Source organism: Caldithrix sp., from assembly GCF_056497305.1.
Genome location: NZ_JBSMDE010000127.1, coordinates 17,785 through 34,182, shown reverse-complemented (window position 1 = coordinate 34,182; position 16,398 = coordinate 17,785). Strand labels below are relative to the sequence as shown.

Annotated in this window: 14 protein-coding genes; 3 read left to right on the top strand and 11 right to left on the bottom strand. The window is 47.6% G+C overall.

The genetic code is table 11. The features are described 5' to 3' along the window. Positions 1–4 precede the first annotated feature (4 nt). The 4 genes from ACWB0I_RS10555 to alaS form a co-directional block, all read right to left on the bottom strand. Positions 5–1,381, bottom strand: a complete 1,377-nt coding sequence (locus tag ACWB0I_RS10555) for a sigma-54-dependent transcriptional regulator (RefSeq protein ID WP_479388024.1) — start codon at positions 1,379–1,381, stop codon at positions 5–7. A 150-nt stretch (positions 1,382–1,531) separates the two neighbouring features. Then, complete coding sequence (locus ACWB0I_RS10550) at positions 1,532–2,185, bottom strand: class I SAM-dependent methyltransferase (protein WP_479388023.1); 654 nt, start codon at positions 2,183–2,185, stop codon at positions 1,532–1,534. A gap of 89 nt (positions 2,186–2,274) precedes the next feature. Continuing rightward, positions 2,275–3,264, bottom strand: a complete 990-nt coding sequence (gene galE / locus ACWB0I_RS10545; RefSeq protein WP_479388022.1) for a UDP-glucose 4-epimerase GalE — start codon at positions 3,262–3,264, stop codon at positions 2,275–2,277. A 388-nt stretch (positions 3,265–3,652) separates the two neighbouring features. Then, positions 3,653–6,265 (bottom strand): alanine--tRNA ligase, encoded by a 2,613-nt coding sequence (gene alaS / locus ACWB0I_RS10540; protein WP_479388021.1) that lies wholly within the window; start codon positions 6,263–6,265, stop codon positions 3,653–3,655. Positions 6,266–6,403: 138 nt separating this feature from the next. Here alaS and ACWB0I_RS10535 point away from each other — a divergent pair, with 138 nt between their 5' ends. Both ACWB0I_RS10535 and ACWB0I_RS10530 read left to right on the top strand, forming a co-directional pair. Then, complete coding sequence (locus tag ACWB0I_RS10535) at positions 6,404–6,763, top strand: response regulator (RefSeq protein WP_479388020.1); 360 nt, start codon at positions 6,404–6,406, stop codon at positions 6,761–6,763. 9 nt (positions 6,764–6,772) lie between these two features. After that, positions 6,773–6,982 (top strand): DUF2905 domain-containing protein, encoded by a 210-nt coding sequence (locus ACWB0I_RS10530; protein WP_479388019.1) that lies wholly within the window; start codon positions 6,773–6,775, stop codon positions 6,980–6,982. Between the two features lie 25 nt (positions 6,983–7,007). Here ACWB0I_RS10530 and ACWB0I_RS10525 read toward each other — a convergent pair whose 3' ends face one another. From ACWB0I_RS10525 to lpxB, 7 genes are all read right to left on the bottom strand, one after another. Continuing rightward, positions 7,008–7,634, bottom strand: coding sequence for a regulatory protein RecX (locus ACWB0I_RS10525; protein ID WP_479388018.1), 627 nt, complete (start codon positions 7,632–7,634; stop codon positions 7,008–7,010). Between the two features lie 43 nt (positions 7,635–7,677). Then, on the bottom strand, positions 7,678–8,709 hold the full coding sequence (gene recA / locus ACWB0I_RS10520) for a recombinase RecA (RefSeq protein WP_479388017.1): 1,032 nt from the start codon (positions 8,707–8,709) through the stop codon (positions 7,678–7,680). A 133-nt stretch (positions 8,710–8,842) separates the two neighbouring features. Further along, positions 8,843–9,412, bottom strand: a complete 570-nt coding sequence (gene thpR / locus ACWB0I_RS10515; RefSeq protein WP_479388016.1) for an RNA 2',3'-cyclic phosphodiesterase — start codon at positions 9,410–9,412, stop codon at positions 8,843–8,845. A gap of 31 nt (positions 9,413–9,443) precedes the next feature. Next, the gene (locus ACWB0I_RS10510; RefSeq protein ID WP_479388015.1) at positions 9,444–10,691 is read right to left on the bottom strand and encodes a competence/damage-inducible protein A; all 1,248 of its coding nucleotides are present in this window, start codon (positions 10,689–10,691) and stop codon (positions 9,444–9,446) included. Next, the gene (locus ACWB0I_RS10505) at positions 10,691–11,146 is read right to left on the bottom strand and encodes a phosphatidylglycerophosphatase A family protein (RefSeq protein ID WP_479388014.1); all 456 of its coding nucleotides are present in this window, start codon (positions 11,144–11,146) and stop codon (positions 10,691–10,693) included. Before ACWB0I_RS10505 ends, ACWB0I_RS10510 begins: the two co-directional genes overlap by 1 nt. A 2-nt stretch (positions 11,147–11,148) precedes the next feature. After that, complete coding sequence (pgsA, locus tag ACWB0I_RS10500; protein WP_479388013.1) at positions 11,149–11,775, bottom strand: CDP-diacylglycerol--glycerol-3-phosphate 3-phosphatidyltransferase; 627 nt, start codon at positions 11,773–11,775, stop codon at positions 11,149–11,151. 176 nt (positions 11,776–11,951) lie between these two features. Further along, positions 11,952–13,085: a lipid-A-disaccharide synthase gene (gene lpxB, locus ACWB0I_RS10495; protein ID WP_479388012.1), complete on the bottom strand. Its 1,134-nt coding sequence runs from the start codon at positions 13,083–13,085 to the stop codon at positions 11,952–11,954. Between the two features lie 513 nt (positions 13,086–13,598). Between lpxB and ACWB0I_RS10490 the strand changes: the two genes are divergently transcribed. Beyond that, complete coding sequence (locus ACWB0I_RS10490; RefSeq protein ID WP_479388011.1) at positions 13,599–15,674, top strand: thioredoxin domain-containing protein; 2,076 nt, start codon at positions 13,599–13,601, stop codon at positions 15,672–15,674. Positions 15,675–16,398 lie beyond the last annotated feature (724 nt).

Genomic DNA, 16,398 nt, shown 5'->3' with positions numbered 1-16,398 from the left:
CCTTTTAACTGGATTGGTATTCTTCGTCTTTAATGTGGTAATCTTCAATTTTGTTGTACAGCGACTTGCGGCTGATGCCTAAAAGTTCAGCGGCTTTCAGTTTGTTTCCGCCGACCATTTTTAATGTCTTTACAATGGACAGCCGCTCGATTTCCGGTAAGGACATGCCCGCGCGTAAATGGATCTCTTCCGGACCGGGGGTCAATACAAAAGGCGGTAGATCCCTGACCTGAATTTGGTCTCTGGCCTGAATCATGGCATTTAAAACCACATTGCGCAATTCGCGCACATTGCCGGGCCAGGCGTAATTTTGCAGAATAGCCAGCGCTTCCTTACTGATGCCTTCGATCTGCATGGCGTACTTGGCATTAAACTGTTGAATAAAATAATCCACCAGCAGGGGAATATCCGAAGCTCTCTGGCTCAGGGGCGGCAGATCAATGCGGTACACATTTAAACGGTAATACAGGTCTTCGCGAAATTTGCCCTGTTCAATTAGTTCTTTCAGATCTTTATTGGAAGCCGCCACAATCCGCACATCCACATCGATGGAGCGGGTGCTGCCCACGCGCTCAATCTGGTGTGTTTCCAGAACACGCAACAGAGCAATCTGCGTGGCTTCATTCATAGTGCTGATTTCGTCCAAGAACAGCGTACCTCCATGGGCCTCTTCAAACTTTCCTTTACGGGCTTCGGTGGCCCCGGTGAAGGCTCCCTTTTCGTGTCCGAACAATTCGGAAATGATCAAATCTTTGGAAATGGCGCCGGTGTTGACGGCAATGAAGGGCCCTTCACGACGCTGTGAGGCCTGATGAATGGCCCGAGCCACCAATTCCTTACCCGTGCCGCTCTGTCCGGAAATAAGCACTGGAACGTTGATATTGGCAATTTTCCTGATCCTCTGCACAACCTGTTTAATGGCTCTGGATTGGCCCACGATCTCGCCAAAATGCGTTGGAATGGCTTCGGGCTGCGGTTGTTTCCAGCCCTGAACCTTGAGCGCCCGCCGGACAACCTCTTTTAGTTTTACCGGATCGATCGGTTTGGGCATGTAATCAAATGCCCCCAGGCGCAAGGCTTCCACGGCATGTTCAATCGAACCATATCCGGTTACCATAATCACTTTCAGCATCGGATCGAAATCGTTGATCAGCTTAAGCAACTCCATGCCGTCTATTTTTTTCATCTTGTAATCGGTAATGATTAAATCGTAGCTCTTCCGGCGAATCAACTCCATGGCGCTCTCTGCGCTGTCGGCCTGATCCACGCTGTAATCTTCATCTTCTAAAAGCAAAGCCATCCCTTCGCGGTGAGCTTCGTCATCATCGATGACCAACAAGTTCGGCCTTAGTTTTTCCTCGCTCATTGAATTACGTCTCATGGTTTACGATTCATTCCTCCAAAGATGACCAATGGAAACCGGGTGTAACGGTTCCTGCTCAAGCAGCACAAATTGTTTGTTCCGTCTCTTTTGAACATTTCTTTTGCTCATTTTCTACCTTGATTTCCAGAAATCCTGCCAGCCTGCCATTCAGTTTCTGCCAATCACATAATTGTAAACCTGAATGGTTTTACCGTCCTGTACAACCGGAATAATGGTAAAATCGTACGAATAGCCAAAATTCATTAGCATTTTAAAAAATTTTTTAGCGACCGCCCGATTCGGTTCGGCAATAATGACCCTGCCACCAAAGGACAGATATTTCTTAAACAAAAACAGCAAGGGCTTAAAAAAGCGCTCTTCGTACAGAATGTCAGAGGCCACAATGCGATCAAAAATTTGCTCCAGATTGGGCTGACGCCAGTCCAGAAGCTGAACCTGAGGACGAGCCAGACGGTTCAGTTGAAAATTCTGTACGGCTAACTCCAGGGCCTGGGGCTCGTAATCGGTCAATAACAGATGGGCCGGCTCCAGCGACTGTAAGACCAGAGAGGTTAAGCCCAGCCCCACGCCCAACTCCAGAACACGCTGCCCTTTGATTAACTGTGGATTACGCATTAAAAACCGACTTAATCCAATGGCCGATGGCCACAATTCAGCCCAGTAAGGCAAACGTTCGTCCTCAGCAAAAAGTTCATCGGTCACCTGATCCACCAGCGTATCTAAATTTTTCACTCTCTTTAAAAGAAATGAACGGTCGCCGAATTGATATTTGTTTATTTTGAATTCAATTTTTGGGGTCATGAAAATGTTTCTCTTGTATTACCCATTTTGTTTCATGCTCGTCCTCTACAACTGCAAAAGACGGAAATGCACAGTCGAGAAAATGGCCTTTACTGATTTGCCTTTTCCAGATACACGGGAACCATGGAATTAAAAATGGTTTCCAGATCAGAATATTGAGCCTTCCAGCCCAACAGCTCATAGGCCAGATCACAACTGGCCACCAATTCAGGCGGATCGCCCAGGCGCCGACCGACGATTTCATAATTCACTTTTCTGCCCGTTACCTTCTCGGCGGCCTGAATCACCTGCAGCACGCTGTGCCCTTTACCGGTTCCCAGATTAACAACCAGATTCTGATTATTTCGAAACAAATACTCCATGGCCAGAATGTGCGCCGAAGCCAGATCGTTTACATGGATGTAATCGCGAATTCCTGTTCCATCGGCTGTGGGATAATCATTGCCAAAGACCTGCATTTTTTCGCGCTCGCCAGCCAGTGTTTCCATGACCACTGGCGAAAGATTGGCCGGATTCTTTTCCCTTCCTCTTACGCGGCCTTTAATATCATAACCGGTAGCATTAAAGTAACGCAGAGCCGCGTACTTCATGCCCTTCAATTTACTGTACCACTGCAAATTTTCTTCTATGGCCAGCTTGGTGTAACCATAGTAATTAACGGGTTTTGTAGGATGGGCTTCATCAACCGGCAGATATTGAGGATCGCCATAAACGGCAGCCGAAGAAGAAAATACAAAATATTTTACACCATACCTGACGCAGGCATCCATCAGGCTAAGCGAACCGCAAATATTGTTTTGCGCATATTTGGAAGGTTTCAGCATCGATTCGCCGGCGGCTTTCCAGGCGGCAAAATGAAAGACCACTTCCACGTCCCCGACCAACGCCTGCTTTAAATCCTCTTCATTGCCAACATCTCCCTGGATGAAGCGCGCCTGAGCCGGAACATTTTCTTTGCGGCCCAGCGACAGGTTGTCAAGAACAACAACCTGATGACCGGCTTCTACCAAATCGTGCACCAGATGGCTGCCGATGTAACCAGCCCCGCCTGTAACGAGAATGCGTCTGCTGTTGGACATGAAAGCTCCTTTTTTAAGATTTCGCGGATTTAGCCCGTTGCCCTGAATTCATCATTGAAACACCTGAAAGGGTACTGAAAATTCAGGGGAACAGGACATTGGGCATCGCATTTTTGAATGAATTTTTTACTATTGACCAGGCAACAGGTTCAATTTTTGCTTTCTACTGAAATCGTCCAATTCTGCATGATCTTTAAGAGATTGCCTGTTTATAAAAAAAGTTTGCGGAGCAAAGTCGCCGCAAACTTTTTTCGTTGAGCAACGAGACCCATCGGAGCTTGCTTTTGTACAGAAACCAGCTGTTTTTTTCTCAGACATCAAAACATGAAGGTTCAACGCCCTGTTTCTGCAGAAAGGATTTGCCCCTGGCAATGGGAACAGCCAGCGATTACTGTTCAGACACCAACTTTTTGAACAGGGCAATGGCTTTATCCTTATTAGCCAGTTGCTTGCCCCCTGCCGTAGCCAGATGAGTGCGTCCGCCACCGCCTCCGCCAACCTGTTTGGCCACTTCGCGCACAATATTTCCAGCATTCAGCTTCCTGGTCTGGATTAAATCATCGCTGACCACACAAACCATATTCAACTTTTCATCCTTTTCCGTTAGGAGCAAAGCAGCCAGTTTTTTCGACTTTTCACGCAGTTTATCGCCTAAAGATTTTAACTGGTCCATATTTACATCAGGGAATTCATGAACCAGTACCTGGACGCCGTTCACCTCCTGTGCTGTGGCCAGCAGTTGATCCACGCCAGCCTGCAGATTGGCAGCTCGCGCTTTCTGCAGTTCTTTTTCCAGTTGTCGTTTTTCAGTGAGCAATTGTTCGACTCTAGTCGTTAATTCTTCATCCGTAGCATTGAGCTTTTCACTCAGTTGTTGCAGGATGTGTTTTGATTTTTGAACATATTCCACAGCCTTTTCACCGGTTAGCGCCTCGATGCGTCGGACTCCGGCGGCAATCCCCGCTTCGTACACAATGATAAACAGCCCGATCTCTCCCGTTGCTTTGACGTGGGTGCCGCCACACAGCTCAAAGCTAAAATCATCGATCTTAATGGTGCGCACAATGTCGCCGTATTTTTCGCCAAACAGCGCCATGGCTCCCTTCTTTTTAGCTTCGCTAAATTTTTCGTACGAGATTTGCAGAGGGATGTTCTGTTGAATTTTACGATTGACGATTTGCTCGATCTGGCTGACCTGTTCAGGGGTCAGCCGATCGTAGTGGTTAAAGTCGAAGCGCAGGCGATCGGCTTCTACCAGAGAGCCGGCCTGGGTCACATGACTACCCAGCACCTGGCGTAAGGCTGCGTGCAGCAGATGCGTAGCCGTATGATTTTTTTGCGTGTTGCGACGCTCCGAAGAGGTTACTTCAGCTAACACCTTGTCTGACTGTGGATTAAAATCCGATACCGGCCGACAGAAATGAACGATGCGTTCCCCATCCTTTTTGGTATCAAATACCTGCAAGGTAAAATTTTCCCCCTTGATGGTCCCTTTGTCTCCCACCTGGCCGCCGGATTCAGCGTAAAACGGCGTCTCTTTCAAAACCACCTGCAGGGCATCGTTCGTAGGCCGGTAGCGCATGATGTGTGTTTCGATGGCCAGTTCATCGTAACCTACAAAGTGCGAGTCTGCGCCTTCATTCAAAACCACCCACTCCTGTTCGTCCTGAGCCATGGCGAATTTAGAAGCTTTTCTGGCTAACTGGCGCTGGGCCTCCATTTGTTCCTCAAAACCGGCCATATCCAGGGTCAATCCGTTCTCTTCGGCCAGAATACGGGTTAAATCGACCGGAAAGCCAAAGGTATCGTAGAGGCGGAACACTTCATGTCCAGGAATCTCTGCCTGGCCGCGCCGTTTTAAATCTTCTTTTATTTTTTCAAAGATTTCCAGCCCGCGATCTAGGGTCATGTTAAAACGCTCTTCTTCGGCGCGAATGACCGCCATGATGTGTTCCTGCCGTTCACGAATTTCCGGATACACATCGCCCATCATCTGCACCACAGTAGGCACCAGCTTGTACATGAACGGTTCGTGCATGTTCAAATTGCGCCCGTAACGGGCTGCCCGGCGTAAAATGCGCCGCATGACATACCCACGCCCTTCATTGGAAGGAAGACCGCCATCGGCAATGGAAAAGGTCAGCATGCGAATGTGGTCGGCAATCACGCGAAAGGCCATCTGCTCCCTGGATTGATGGTAATCCTGGCCCACCAGCTGACCAATAGCCTGCAAAATGGGCATAAACACGTCGGTATCGTAATTGGAATTTTTACCCTGTAAAATAGCCACCAGGCGTTCAAACCCGGCGCCTGTGTCCACATGTTTGGCCGGTAGGGGATGGAGCGTTCCCTGTTCATCGCGGTTGAACTGAATGAACACCAGATTCCACAGCTCGATGTACCTTCCGCAATCGCCGTTTACTCCGCAGGTGTGTTCCTGGCCTTTCATATCACAAAAGGCTTCTCCCAGATCGATATGAATTTCCGAACAGGGGCCACAGGGGCCGACCGGTCCCATTTCCCAGAAATTGTCTTTATCTCCGAAACGCAACACATGTCCAGGCGCAATATCGGTTACCTCTTTCCACAAAGCCTCTGCTTCATCATCGGTGTGATGCACCGTGGCATAAAGTTTTTCCTTCGGCAGCTTCCAGACCTCGGTTAAAAGTTCCCAGGCCCACTCGATGGCTTCCTTTTTGTAATAATCGCCAAAAGACCAGTTGCCCAGCATTTCGAAAAAAGTGTGGTGGTAAGTGTCGCGCCCCACTTCTTCCAGATCGTTGTGTTTACCGCTTACGCGAATGCATTTCTGTGAATTCACAGCGCGTGTGTAGGGACGCTTCCCCTTGCCCAAAAAGATATCTTTAAACTGATTCATACCGGCATTGGTGAACAGCAGGGTGGGGTCGTCCTGCGGAATGACCGGTGCGCTGGGCACAAATGTATGTCCTTTGGAAACAAAAAAATCAATAAACTGTTGCCTTATTTCATTGGCTGTCATCCTTTTTCTCCGTAATTATTGGTTAGTTGCCAAATATATAAGCAAAATGCGTTTATTACCAATAAAAATTGATTGAAACATATAGCGGAATGTGCCTATATTAATTATTCAGATGGACAAACAAAAAAAGGAAAGCGTGTGGCCTCCATATTATTTGTGGACGATGATACTCAAACTCTGATTTTAGCGAAGTTATTTCTGGAAAAGGAAGGATTTACTGTGCACGGGTGCCCGGACACGCAAAAAGCACGCAGGGCGCTTGCCAATCACGCCATAGATTTAATCATTACCGATGTTGGGCTGCCTGGTGAAAACGGCCTGCAATTCTACGACTGGTTGCAGACACAGGAGGCTTACAAAAACATCCCGGTGTTGTTCGTTTCGGCTCATGCCGTGGGCTTTGACGAACATTTAACCAAACATCGCGATCGCTTTATTGCCAAGCCGCTCTTTTTCCCGGATTTGATTACACGCTTAAAAAAAGAGTTGAATCTGTAGGAGTTCCCAATGAGTGTCTGGCAAAAAATTTTGCTCTATGCCGGAATTCTCTTGATTATTCTCAGTTTTCTCTGGCCCTATTTAAGCAAATTACCGGTGGGGCGCTTACCTGGTGATATTTACATCGACAAACCGAACTTTAAGCTTTACTTTCCAATTACAACTATGCTGCTTCTGAGCGCCATCATTTCCTTTATCTTATGGCTTTTCAAAAAATAAAACACCAGGATCGTTGGAAGGTCTTTCATTCGTTAAACAGATTTTCAAGCACAGGCTGGATGATTTCCCAGCTAAACCCCCGCTGTTGTAAAAATGTCGACAGTTTTTGGCGCGCTTTTGTACTTTCAAGATTCTGCAGCGATTTGAGCTTTTTAAAGGCCAATTGCTTACAGGTAGCGCTCTGCACTTCCTGAGGGTAATGTTGCTCAAGCGCCTGATCAATGGCCTGGCCAGGCACTCCGCGTTCCAACAATTTGCCTTTAATCAGATTGGGGCCGTACTGTTTTAAATGCACGGCCTCCCGGATAAATTGGCCCGTTAGTTCTAAATCGTTCAGATAGCCTTTTTGTTCAAGATATTCCACTGTTCTTTCAATGGCTGTTAGGGGAAAGTTCTTCTGGCGTAATTTGCGTTCCAGCTCTTTGCGGAAGTGGTTACGGCGACTCAAGTAGCGATAGGATTGTTGTAAGCAACGCTGCCACTGATCGTAAGCAAAGATATCATCCTGTAAAGCATCGCTCAGTTCCTGGCCTTTTCGCAATTGAAAATGGAGCAGCGTTTCTTCGCTAATGGTCATCAACAGAACATCGTCAGCGTAAAGATGGTACAGCGCTTTACGCTTCGAAAGGCGTTCGATCTTTGTGATTTGCATGATGAAAGTTTACCAACAGCGCGTTCAGGGATGGGACAAAGGATTATTTTTCTTCGTTTGCAACCGTTTCCGTTTCGTCCTTTACCAGGCCCAGTTTGATGCGCACCTGTTTTTCAATTTCCTGAAACACTTCCGGATTTTCTCTTAAGAAAGCCTTAACATTTTCGCGTCCCTGGCCCAGGCGCAAATCATTGTAAGAAAACCAGGTACCCGATTTTTGCACAATGCGGAAATCGACGGCTTTGTCCAGGACATCGCCTTCTCTGGAAATGCCCTGATCGTACATGATGTCGAACTCGGCTTCGCGAAATGGCGGGGCCATTTTATTTTTCACCACTTTAACGCGTGTACGGTTGCCCACCATTTCATTACCCACTTTGATGGTAGCAATACGCCGGATGTCCAGACGGATGGAAGTGTAAAATTTAAGCGCCCGCCCCCCGGTCGTTGTTTCCGGGTTGCCAAACATGACGCCTAATTTTTCACGAATCTGATTGATAAAAATAACACAGGTATTGGATTTACTCACGGTACCCGTAAGTTTGCGCAAAGCCTGAGACATTAACCGCGCCTGCAACCCCATGTGCGAATCGCCCATCTCGCCTTCGATTTCGGCTTTGGGAACCAGAGCAGCCACAGAATCGACCACGATCACATCCAGCGCACCGGAACGCACCAGGGTTTCAACGATTTCCAGCGCCTGCTCCCCATGATCGGGCTGACTGACCAGCAGGTTAATGGTATCTACGCCTAATTTTTTTGCGTAGGAGGGGTCCAGTGCGTGTTCGGCATCGACAAAAGCGGCCAGCCCCCCGCGTTTTTGTGCTTCGGCAATAATGTGCAGGGCCAGGGTTGTTTTACCGGAAGATTCCGGCCCGTAAATTTCGGTGATGCGACCGCGCGGAACGCCTCCAATGCCCAGGGCCGCATCCAGCGAAACCGAACCGGTTGGGATGACATCCACATCCACTTTGGCCCGGTCACCCAAACGCATGATGGCGCCCTTACCAAAATTGCGCTCAATCTGTGAAACAGCGATCTCTATGGCTTTGGCTTTTTCCTGATTGTTACTCATACGTGTTTTCATCTCCTTCAAATTGTAGTTTCATAACAACAATAAATATAGCCACAGAAAAGCAAAATACAAAGTGTTTTAAGCAGGGGCGACGATTTTTTTCCTGCTCCGTCTGACCGACGCCGGCCCGATTCTATCTCAAAGCGTAGGTTTCAATGGGTCGGTACTCGGCGCCCTGAGGCTTTAAGATGCTGCGCATCAAAACAATTTCATGCACAGGAAAGGTGTAAGGCTCAAAGGGCTGTTTCTGTACAAAATGCCACAGGGCCTCAAAAGAAGCCGGTTGTTTAACGCGGGCCAGGGTGAGGTGCGGAGAAAAGCGCCTCTTTTCTTTGGCAAAACCCAAACCGTGCAAATCATTTTCGATAAACTGGAACAACTGGTAAAGGGGCTCCCGCGGTTCGCTGATTACGCCCAGCCACAAAACGCGCGGATTGCGTTTACCCGGAAAAGCGCCAAAATCCTTAATGGTTAAATGAAACGCAGGCACCACGCCCTGCACATGATGCAGATTTTGTTGCACACGCTCAATCAACTCCGGCATCTGTTCGCCTAAAAATTTGAGGGTGATGTGCAGCGCATTGCTGTTCACCCAGCGCGTGTGTTTGCACAAAGGTTTTAACTGCCGTTGGTAGGCATCAATGCGTTTTTTTAACGCCTCCGGTAATTCGATGGCTACAAAGCTACGGATTTTGTTTTCCATTGTTGGCCTCGTTCTTTTTGCCTGTAACTGGCTATTGAATGCCCAAAAGCAATCGACGTAAGAGTTCCAGAGCGGCGATTGCTCCGCGTCGTTTATTCATCAACCGGTCGTTACCAAACTGAAACTTTTTACTGATCTGCTTTTCCTGAACGCGGGCCGCAATAAAACACAAGCCCACCGGTTTACCTGGCGTTGCACCGGTTGGTCCAGCAATGCCGGTGGTGGCAATGGCGCAATCACTGTTAAACAACTGCTGCACTCCCTTAACCATCTCCAGGACCGTTGCTTCACTCACAGCGCCGTAAAGGCTCAGGGTCTTTTCATTGACCTTTAACAACTGTTTTTTGCTCTGGTTGCTGTAAGCGACCACATCGCCCAAAAAATAGGCCGAACTGCCGGAAACATTGGTGAGCAAATCGCCAATCAAACCGCCGGTAAAACTTTCGGCCACAGAGAGGGTAAAGGCTTTTTCCTTTAAAATTTGACCAATGACCTCTTCCAGCTCTTTTTCTTCTTCACTAAAGATGTATTTTTGCAATCTTTGTCTGACTTCTGCAATAAAACGGTAAAAGGTTTCCGAGTGTTGAGTCTGGTTGGCTGGCAGTGTAAAACGCAAATCGACCCCTCTGAAGCGGGGCAGAAAGGCCAGCCGAAACTGAGGATACTGCTGGACAATATTACCGATCCTGTCGATCAATTTGGATTCCGGAATGCCGGTGGTGCGCAAAAGATGGGTCGTGATCGATTGCAGCTGGAACAGTTCGCGCAGAAGGGGAAGAATATCCTTTTCCGTTAAATGATAGACTTCACTGGGCACGCCTGGTAAAAAGAAGAAATGTGTTGCTTTTCTTTGAAAATACAAACCGGGCGCCGTGCCACGCTGATTTCTTAAAATACGATCGCAGCGCGGAATTACCGCCTGCTGACGATTGGCCTCATTCAAAGCGATCTGACGATGGTTTAAAAACCTCTGTACATCTTCGTAAGCTTCGGGGCTGAATTGCAGATCAACATCAAAAAAGGTACACAGGGCCTTTTTGGTAATATCATCGGGAGTGGGCCCCAGGCCTCCCGTACTGATCACCACGGCCGCTCTTTTTTGCGCCCGACGCAGAGCCTCCACTATTTCATCGAGTTCATCGGGAATCACCGTAATCCTTTTTACTTCAACCCCGATGGCCTGTAGCTTTTGGGCCAGAAAGGCAGCATTGGTGTTGATGGTAATGCCTGCCAGTAACTCATTACCGATCGAGATGAGTTCAGCTGTGATTGCTTCCATTAATAAAATATCCCGCTGCGTAAAACGATCTGCAGAACGATATTGGCGTAAATACCGGCCAACACATCGTCAACCATAATGCCCCAGCCGCCTTTTAGTTTCTGGCTATGATCAATGGGAAAAGGTTTCCAGACATCGAAAAAGCGGAAAAGCAAAAAAGCGGCGCCGGCCGTTTGCCAGTTAACAAGAGGTAAAAAAATGAGGGCTAACCACTGTCCCACAACTTCATCGACCACCACCAGCGAGGGGTCTTCCCCCTTCTCTTTTTCAATCGCCGTAGCAACCGGCACGCCAAGCACAAAAAAAATAATGGCCAGAATCAGCCAGAAAAACGAACTGTGAGGCCAGAGCAAAAACAGAACCAGGGCCAACAAACTGCCTGCCGTGCCAGGCGCAATCGGAGCATAACCACTACCCAGTCCGGTTCCGATCAGATAAATGAATCCTTTAAGCAAAACTAATCTCCCTTACTTTGAAACGATTTAATGATAAAGCTGAACGCGCGCTTTACCAATTCCAGAGCATGAGAACGGTTGACGATTAAATACTGCACACCACTAATGATCGTTAAAACCACAATCGCGTACATCACCAACGACGTCCAGACCAGGTAGGGCTTTTGTACGCGATCCAGACGAATTTCAGGAAGGCCTGGAATATTCAGGTAAATTAAAAGGGCAAAGATAAAGGCCATTTGCAGAAATGTTTTCCATTTAGCCAGTACCGAGGTAATAATGGGCTTGCCAATGTACAGGGCAAAAAGACGCAAACCGGTCACCAGGAAATCCCGAACAATAATCAGAATGACCAGCCACCAATTTAAATAATGTTCGTAGGCAAAAACCACCAGAGCGGAAGAGACCAGAATTTTATCGGCCAGCGGGTCCATGAACTGCCCCAGGCGCGTAACCATGTGCATCTTGCGCGCAATGTAACCGTCGTACCAGTCTGTGAGAGAGGCCAGCAAATAAATCAGGCTGGCCAGCCGAATGTGGCCTTCTCCACCTTTAATAAAATAAAAAACAAAAACCGGCGTCAGCAAAATCCGAATGATCGTTAATTGATTTGGAATCGAATAGCGCATTTCTGAAACTTTTGTATTTTAATGAGTAACGATTTTAAACAATTTAGTGAAAAATTTCCAATCTTTCCAATCAGCGCCTTTTTCCCAGCGAAAATGAAAAAGCTGGCGATGGGAAATGCGATGCAGTCTGAGGGCACTGCTCCGTTTCATTTCGGCTGTGTCATTCAGAAAAATGTTCAGACCGACCGGTCGGTTAAAAATTGGTGTACAAGTTCAGCTGCCCGCAGCGAGGCGCCTGGTTCTCCCAATTTTTTTCGGATGATCAGCATCCGCTGACGCAATTGTTCATTGATCTGGGGATTTAACATCTTGCTTAAAAGATCAGCGGCTTTTTGCGGGGTAAATTGGTGCTGAATCAGTTCCGGCGCTATTTCCTCTTCGGCCACAATATTGGCCAGACCAATGTGCGAAAGTTTGACCAACAGACGGCCCAGCCAGTAGGTTAAGGCGTTGACATGGTACACAATCACCATGGGTACGGCGTAATAGGCCGTTTCCAGGGTAGCCGTTCCGGAAGCAACCAGGGCGGCGTCCAGAGAAGGCAGAAATTGCTCCATGGGTTGTGTAACGAGCTGGATGGCCGGTGTGCTAGGGTTCGAAAACCGTTCGTAAAAGGGCTTTTCAATATGAGGCACTTTGGCAATCAGCGCCTGTTGAATGACGCCCGCTTCCAGCAACAATCCTGCCGTTTGCACCATTTTAGGCAAAAGGGTTTTAATTTCATTTTGCCGACTGCCCGGCAGCAATCCCAGGGTAACAGGCCCTTGCCCCACCTTTTTGAAGGCCTGGGGCAAAAATCGGTGATGACGATCGACCAGCGGATGCCCTACATACTTCACATTGACGCCATGCTGTTCGTAAAAGGTCTTTTCAAAGGGAAAGAGGACCATCATTAAATCCACACATTGTCGAATGGTTTTAATGCGCCCCTTGCCCCAGGCCCACAATTGGGGGCTGATGTAATAAATAACCGGAATGCCCATTTTTTTTAAAGCCCTGGCCAGACGCAGATTAAAGCCCGGGTAGTCAATCAAAATGGCCACATCGGGCCGCTGGTTTTGGGCCCTTTTGGTAATGGTCTTCATGACCGTGCGAATGAAGGGCAGATGGCGCACCACCTCGCCCACGCCTAAAAAGGACATTTGCTGCAGGTGAAAGAGCAGCTCCATACCCTGCTCCCGCAAAGCGTCACCTCCGATGCCCCACAAGGTAAAATCAGGCTGGAATTGTTTCAGAGCGGCAATCAGGCGCGCCCCGTGATGATCGGCCGATACTTCTCCGGCAATGAGCAAAATATTTTTTCCTGTCATGTCTCGTTTCTTGGTTTTTGAATGCCTGCTCAAACATAGAAAATTACCGCATTAAAAGCAATGAGCTCAGATCTTTCAAAACGTAATTTTAAAATGAAACCGGCCCCGCAGAGCCCCAAGCAAAAGATTTAAACAACCACAGAAGTCACAAAAAGCGCAAAAAAGCAAGTTTAAAATTAGTTGCCCTCCCCCCTTCGATCCCCCTCTCCCAGAATAAAAATCTGGGAGAGGGGGAAGAGCTGTGTGTGAAATTTTCTCACCTGTATTGAGATTTTTTCTTATTGGCCAATTCACTACTAATGAGCATTCGGTTTGTTGAGTTTAACTTTACCATTCATTGGGCCCACGGCAGCCGGAAAGGTTTATCCGGCCGAAAGTTGCGGCTTTGCTGCCTCAGGAATTTTTGGTCTGTATTTTTAGTCTTAACTTATTCACAGATCAGGAAAAACGATGAAGTACCTTTGGATTATTTTTTTCGGATTTTTTATCTTAAAATGCAATGGAGAACATTCCATGTCCAGATACACCAACCATTTAATACATGAAACCAGTCCCTATTTATTGCAACATGCGCACAATCCGGTGGACTGGTATCCCTGGGGCGCAGAAGCCTTCGAAAAGGCCAAAAAAGAAGACAAACCCATTCTGCTGAGCATTGGCTATTCGGCCTGTCACTGGTGCCATGTCATGGAAGAGGAGTCCTTTGAAGATGAGCAAACGGCGCAAATAATGAACGAACTTTTCGTCAACATCAAAGTGGATCGTGAAGAGCGACCCGATGTAGATCACCGCTACATGAAGTTTGTGCAAATTCTAACGGGTTCGGGCGGCTGGCCTTTAACCGTGTTTTTAACTCCCGATGGCGAACCCTTTTACGGTGGCACCTATTTCCCTCCAGAGGACCGCTACGGAAAACCGGGATTCAAAAATTTGTTGAAAACCGTAGCCGATTTCTATCACCACAATAAAACGCAGTTAAATGAAAACCTGGATCAGATTCGCCAGGCCCTGAACAGAGCCCAGCGCAAGATTGACGGCCAAAGCATTCCAGACGAGAGCGAATGGCAAAAGGCCGTCCAAAAACTGACTCAGTATTATGATCCTGTGCATGGTGGCATGGGCCAGGCGCCCAAGTTTCCTGCTGTACAGGTCTTTTCGCTTTTTTTGCGCCAATACGCCCGAAGCGCTGATGACCACTATTTGAACATGGTGGAGCATACCCTGCAACGGATGGCCGAAGGAGGCATTTATGATCAATTAGGCGGCGGATTTGCCCGCTATTCTGTGGATGAAAAGTGGCTGGTGCCCCATTTTGAAAAAATGCTGTACGACAACGCTCAGTTGATTACGCTCTATGTCGATGCCTACCAGGTCACCAATCAGCCCTTTTATCTGAACATTGCCCAGCAGAGTGCGCAATTTGTCTTGCGCGAACTAACGGATACCCGGGGCGGATTCTACAGCAGTCTGGATGCTGACAGCGAAGGCGAAGAAGGCAAATTTTACATCTGGTCTAAAGCAGAAATTTTAAAAGTGCTGGGCCAGGAAAGGGGCGAACTGTTCTGTGCCCGTTTTGGCGTAACCGATCAGGGTAATTTTGAAGGCAAAAATATTCTCTTTGTCCATAAAAGCTTTAAACAATTGGCCCAGGAATTCAATAAACCCGAGCGCGAAGTTGAGACCATCATAGAACAGGCGCGAAAAAAATTGTTTGAAAGGCGCGACAAACGCACCCATCCCGGCCTCGATTTTAAAGTGCAAACTTCGTGGAATGGGCTGATGCTCTCCGCTTTAAGCCACTTGTACCAGGTTACTGCCAGGCCAGACTATGCCCGGGCCATTCGCCGCAATATCGATTTTTTAAAAGAGCGGCAATACGAAGACGGCCAGTTAAAACATGTGTACAGCAAAGACCAGAGTAAAATTAATGGATTTCTGGATGATTATGCCTACCTGGCGCAGGGACTGATTGATGCCTATGAAGCGCTTTTCGAAGAACAATATCTGCGTTGGGCCAGAGAATTGACCGAGGAAGCCAACCGGCGCTTTGCCGATGAGCAGGACGGAGGGTATTTTTTTAATCAGAGTGCAGCGCCCGGACAGTCCACAGAACAATTGAACCATGAACGGTACAAAGAAGAAAGCGATGCCTCGCTGCCTTCTGCGGTGGCCATCATGATAGCCAATCAATTACGACTCTACGCCTTTTTTGAACAGGAAGAATTTTTACAAAGGGCGAAAAGTCTGTTAAAGAAGTACGGAAACCAGGCCATCCAGCAGCCCTATGCCTACGCCAGTTATTTAAACGCGCTTGATTTTTACCTGCGGCAACCGACCGAAATTGTTTTGTTAAAAGGCGATGAAACTAAATTTGAAACCTTACGTCAGCACATTTTTTCACTCTACTTACCGAATAAAGTGCTTCTGGTAAACGATCCTGCTTCTAAAAAAGAGCCGATTGGCAGAGCTCTGTTGCGCGGCCGGAGACTGGTGGGCGGCCAGTCCACCGTTTACGTTTGCCGGGGACAGAGCTGCTCTTTGCCGGTCACCACACCTGAGCAGCTGTTCCGTGTGCTCAAGGAGCGCTAAGGTACAGTGAATGAAACGGTGTTCTTAGAATACTTCCTTTAAAACTTATAATCCCGCCACAGCGGGATGCGAAAATTTTTATGCAGTGTGAAGAAGCAAAACCGTTGAATTGTTGATTGGTTGAATGGTTGAATGAGCATTGGGCTGACATAGCGAATTCCCATTGTTCGTGAATGGTATTTCCAATATAGGTGAGAAAATTCCCCCACCTTGCCCTCCCCCTCTCCCCGATTTTTATTCTGGGAGAGGGGGATCGAGGGGGTGAGGGCTAATTCGTGAAATGACGTCTGCTGTCGCAGGGGAAGAGTTAAGAGTATAAGAGTATAAGAGGTAAATGGTTCAAGGGCACGGGCCTTTCATTTTTTAAAGAAGTTTTTTGTTTGCGGCTGTGCTGCTTTAGATGTTTTGCCTTATGGAAATTCTATTCCGTTGTTAGTCATTTTTTTTTTTTTGGCTCTATCGAGCAAACGCGACTCTGGAGAGTCGCGCTACGGGATGCAAAAATTTTTGTGCTGTGTGAAGAAGGGAAATAGTTAAATGGTTGAATGGCCCGTCCCGAAAATCGGGACGATGGGGAATTCAGTCAGTCGGTATGCGCAGGCTTCATGCCAGCGATTGATGACTACTAAATGTCATTTTGACCGCTACTCAGAGTGCATAGGGCAGAGCGGAGCAATCTTTATTTAGCGTAAAAGATTCTTGTTCCCGCTTTTCGAGAATGGAA

What these genes read in the sequence shown, in the direction of transcription:
- ACWB0I_RS10555 (WP_479388024.1), bottom strand. Translation starts at nt 1,381, where the DNA reads ATGAGACGTAATTCAATGAGCGAGGAAAAACTAAGGCCGAACTTGTTG.
- ACWB0I_RS10550 (WP_479388023.1), bottom strand. Translation starts at nt 2,185, where the DNA reads ATGACCCCAAAAATTGAATTCAAAATAAACAAATATCAATTCGGCGAC.
- galE (WP_479388022.1), bottom strand. Translation starts at nt 3,264, where the DNA reads ATGTCCAACAGCAGACGCATTCTCGTTACAGGCGGGGCTGGTTACATC.
- alaS (WP_479388021.1), bottom strand. Translation starts at nt 6,265, where the DNA reads ATGACAGCCAATGAAATAAGGCAACAGTTTATTGATTTTTTTGTTTCC.
- ACWB0I_RS10530 (WP_479388019.1), top strand. Translation starts at nt 6,773, where the DNA reads ATGAGTGTCTGGCAAAAAATTTTGCTCTATGCCGGAATTCTCTTGATT.
- ACWB0I_RS10525 (WP_479388018.1), bottom strand. Translation starts at nt 7,634, where the DNA reads ATGCAAATCACAAAGATCGAACGCCTTTCGAAGCGTAAAGCGCTGTAC.
- recA (WP_479388017.1), bottom strand. Translation starts at nt 8,709, where the DNA reads ATGAGTAACAATCAGGAAAAAGCCAAAGCCATAGAGATCGCTGTTTCA.
- thpR (WP_479388016.1), bottom strand. Translation starts at nt 9,412, where the DNA reads ATGGAAAACAAAATCCGTAGCTTTGTAGCCATCGAATTACCGGAGGCG.
- ACWB0I_RS10510 (WP_479388015.1), bottom strand. Translation starts at nt 10,691, where the DNA reads ATGGAAGCAATCACAGCTGAACTCATCTCGATCGGTAATGAGTTACTG.
- pgsA (WP_479388013.1), bottom strand. Translation starts at nt 11,775, where the DNA reads ATGCGCTATTCGATTCCAAATCAATTAACGATCATTCGGATTTTGCTG.
- lpxB (WP_479388012.1), bottom strand. Translation starts at nt 13,085, where the DNA reads ATGACAGGAAAAAATATTTTGCTCATTGCCGGAGAAGTATCGGCCGAT.
- ACWB0I_RS10490 (WP_479388011.1), top strand. Translation starts at nt 13,599, where the DNA reads ATGTCCAGATACACCAACCATTTAATACATGAAACCAGTCCCTATTTA.